The organism is Nocardioides sp. NPDC006273 (genome assembly GCF_040613495.1).
GTDB lineage: Bacteria > Actinomycetota > Actinomycetes > Propionibacteriales > Nocardioidaceae > Nocardioides.
Window position 1 is genome coordinate 1 of record NZ_JBEXSD010000119.1, and the last position, 3912, is coordinate 3912.

The 3912-nt window shown below is 68.4% G+C and carries 4 protein-coding genes; all 4 read left to right on the plus strand.

Features of this window, described 5'->3' with window-relative positions; genetic code table 11:
- On the plus strand, positions 1-151 hold a 151-nt coding region (locus tag ABZZ22_RS26805), incomplete at its 5' end, for a family 1 glycosylhydrolase (protein ID WP_354938563.1).
- Positions 108-482: a GntR family transcriptional regulator gene (locus tag ABZZ22_RS26810; protein WP_354938557.1), complete on the plus strand. Its 375-nt coding sequence runs from the start codon at positions 108-110 to the stop codon at positions 480-482. The genes ABZZ22_RS26805 and ABZZ22_RS26810, both read left to right, overlap by 44 nt.
- A gap of 10 nt (positions 483-492) precedes the next feature.
- The gene (locus ABZZ22_RS26815) at positions 493-2628 is read left to right on the plus strand and encodes a S9 family peptidase (RefSeq protein WP_354938560.1); all 2136 of its coding nucleotides are present in this window, start codon (positions 493-495) and stop codon (positions 2626-2628) included.
- 202 nt (positions 2629-2830) lie between these two features.
- Positions 2831-3778 (plus strand): sigma-70 family RNA polymerase sigma factor, encoded by a 948-nt coding sequence (locus ABZZ22_RS26820; protein WP_292647383.1) that lies wholly within the window; start codon positions 2831-2833, stop codon positions 3776-3778.
- The last annotated feature ends 134 nt before the right edge of the window (positions 3779-3912 follow it).

Genomic DNA, 3912 nt, shown 5'->3' on the forward strand with positions numbered 1-3912 from the left:
CACCTTCCCCGAGAACTTCCTCTGGGGTGCAGCCACCGCGTCGTACCAGATCGAGGGAGCCGTCGACGAGGACGGACGCACACCCAGCAACTGGGCCGGGAGCGGGTATGAGGATCACCGTCGACCTCGACGATGCGACGCCGCCGTATGAACAGATTCGCCGGCACATCGACGATCTGATCACCACCGGAGCACTCGAGCCCGGCCACCGGCTCCCGCCCGTACGTCAGCTCGCCGGCGATCTCGGTCTCGCGGCCGGCACCGTCGCACGCGCCTATCGCGAGCTCGAGCAGGCGAGCCTGGTCCAGACCCGGCGCGGCGCGGGCACCCGGGTCATCGGCAGTGCGCGGTCGGCAGCCGATCCGCTGCTCGCCAAGGCCCGGACGTACGTCGCCTCCGCTCGTGCGCTCGGATGCAGCGACTCGCAGGTGAGGGACGCGCTGGAGCGGGCGCTCGCCGACTCCTCACCTCACCGAAGATAGGGTCACATTCATGTCTGAAGCCCTCCCGTCGACGCCCTGGCCGATCGCACCCAAGAAGCCCTCGTCCAAGCAGTTCCACGGCCTGACCCGGACCGATGACTACGAGTGGCTTCGCGAGAAGGAGAGCCCCGAGGTCCTCGCCTACATCGAGGCCGAGAACGCCTACACCGAACAGCAGACCGACCACCTCGCCGACCTCCGCACGCAGATCTTCGAGGAGATCAAGGCGCGCACCCTCGAGACCGACCTGAGCGTGCCGACGCGGTCGCGCGGCCACTGGTACTACGGCCGCAGCTTCGAGGGGAAGCAGTACGGCGCGAGCTGCCGGGTGAAGGTCGCCGACCCCGACGACTGGACTCCGCCGACCCCGGCCGACGTCACCCATGACCAGCCCGCGCTCCCCGGCGAGGAGGTGCTGCTCGACCTCGACGCGCTCGCCGAGGGCCACGAGTTCTTCAGCCTCGGCGGCTCCAGCGTGAGCCCGAGCACCACCCTGCTCGCCTACGCGGTCGACGTGGCCGGCGACGAGCGCTACACCGTACGCGTCAAGGACCTCACCACCGGCGAGCTGCTCGCCGACGAGCTCACGAACGTCCACGGCGGCGCCACCTGGGACCGCGACTCCTCGGCGCTCTACTACACGACCGCCGACGAGTCCTGGCGCGCCGACAAGATCTGGTGCCACCGCCTCGGCACCACCCAGGACCAGGACGAGCTCGTCTACCACGAGACCGACGACCGATTCTGGGTCGGCGTGGGGCGAACCAAGTCCGACCGGTTCATGTTCATCGGCACCGCCGCGAAGGTCACCGCCGAGTACCGCTTCCTCGACCTCGACCAGCCCGACGCCGGCTGGCAGGTCTTCGCCGCCCGCGAGGAGGGCGTCGAGTACTCCCTGGAGCACGCCACCATCGCCGGCGAGGACGTCTTCCTGGTCACCCACAACGCCGCCGGCCCCGACTTCGAGATCGCGACCGCCCCGGTCGCACCGACACCGCGGGCCGAGTGGCGACCGCTCCTCCCCCACACCCAGGGCGTACGCCTCGAGGACATCGACGCCTTCGCCGGCCACCTGGTCGTGCACCAGCGCAGCGAGGGCCTGACCCAGCTCCGCATCCTGGAGCTCGGTGAGACCGGCGTGGCCGACGACTACCTGGTGAAGTTCGACGACGAGCTCTACACCATCGGCTCCGGCTCCAACCCGGCCTTCGAGACCCCGGTCGTGCGGCTCGGCTACACCACGATGCGCACTCCGGCCTCCGTCTACGACTACGACGTACGCAGCCGCGAGCTGACCCTGCGCAAGCAGGCCCCGGTGCTCGGTGGCTACGACCGCGACGACTACGAGGAGCACCGCCTCTGGGCCACGGCCGAGGACGGCGTACGGGTGCCGATCTCGATCGTGGCGAAGAAGGGGCTCCACGAGGCAGGGCCGATCCCGGTGCTGCTCTACGCCTATGGGTCCTACGAGGCCAGCATGGACCCCTACTTCTCCATCGCCCGGCTGAGCCTGCTGGACCGTGGGATCGGGTTCGCGATCGCCCACATCCGCGGCGGCGGCGAGATGGGCCGGGCCTGGTACGACGACGGCAAGATGCTGAAGAAGCAGAACACCTTCTCCGACTACATCGCCTGCGCGCGCCACCTCGCCGAGTCGGGCTGGTCGACGCCCAGCAAGATCATCGCCGAGGGCGGCAGCGCCGGCGGTCTGCTGATGGGCGCGGTCGCCAACCAGGCACCCGACGCCGTCGGCGCGATCGTCGCCGCGGTGCCGTTCGTGGACGCGCTGACCACGATGCTCGACGCGACGCTGCCGCTGACCGTCACCGAGTACGACGAGTGGGGCAACCCGGAGGCCGACAAGGAGACCTACGACTACATGGCCTCCTACGACCCCTACACCAACGTCACCGCCCAGCACTATCCGCCGATCCTGGCCGAGACCAGCATCAACGACACTCGGGTGCTCTACGTCGAGCCCGCCAAATGGGTCGCGAAGCTGCGGGCCGTGGCGGAGAATCCCGGTGACGTACTCCTGAAGACGGAGATGGCAGCCGGCCACGGAGGAGTCTCGGGGCGCTACAAGGCGTGGGAGGACCGGGCGTTCAGCCTTGCCTGGATGATCGATCAGGTCACCTCTGCATAGGGCATATCCGCCGGGTTCTCGGGGTACTCCATGAGAAACCCCTGAGATTCACCTCACGATGCAACTTATCGCCCCTGGCGTACGTCGAACCGGACAAGAGATCGAAGTCGGATCGATGACAAGGCGCTCTACCGGGGAACACCTGGGAGGGGCGAAGCGTTGAACACCGTGAGGCCACAAACCTCACCGTGAGGAGGTTCCCATGGCGACACGCACCGCAACCGTGACCCGCGAGATCGAAGGCCGCGACAGCGTCGGCCTGTATCTCGACGAGATCGCGCGCAACGATCTCCTGGATGCTGCCAAAGAGGTTGAGCTGTCCAAGGCGATCGAGGCCGGCCTGATGGCCGAGCACCTCTTGGCCGAGGGTCGCGTCGGCCGCAAGAAGGCACCCGGTGGAGCCACCCGAGCCGAGCTGGAGTGGCTGGCCGAGGAGGGCCACCGCGCCACCCGTGAGTTCATCAACGCCAACCTGCGACTGGTGGTGTCCATCGCCCGGAAGTACGGCCGCGCGCAGATGCCGATGCTCGACCTGATCCAGGAGGGAAACACCGGCCTGATCAGGGCTGTGGAGAAGTTCGACTACACCAAGGGTTACAAGTTCTCGACGTACGCGACGTGGTGGGTGCGCCAGGCGATCACCCGTGGCATCGCCCAGCAGGCGCGTGTGGTCCGGCTCCCGGTCCACGTCGTCGAGGAGCTCAACCAGGTCGGCGGCGCCCGCCGCACCCTGGAGCGTCAGCTCGGCCGCGACCCGGAGCCGGAGGAGATCGCCACCGAGCTCGGCATGGACATCGACCGGGTTCTCGACCTGCTCTCCTGGGGTCGTGACCACGTCTCGCTCGACACGCCCATCGACGAGGACGGCGACACCTCGCTGGGCGACCTGATGGCTCAGGAGTCGGCCCCGGGCCCCGACATGGACGTGATCGACGTCGAGTCGCGCGAGCGGCTCAACTCGCTGGTCGGCCAGCTCGACGACCGTTCCGCCGACATCGTCCGCTCCCGCTACGGGCTCACCGACGGGCGCCAGCACAAGCTCGCCGACATCGGCGTCAAGCACGGCATCTCCGCCGAGCGCGTACGCCAGCTCGAGCGCGAGGCGCTGCAGAAGCTGCGCCGCTTCGCCGACCCAGACCTGGCAGCCTGACCGATCAGATTCGGCGCTCCCTCGGGGGCGCCGAATCTGTAGTTTTGGCGAGCGAGAATGTAGTTGTGTCCAGGTCGAGCGCGGACGCTTGGCGAAGCGGGCGAGGCAGACGGCGATGATGATGCCGATCAGGC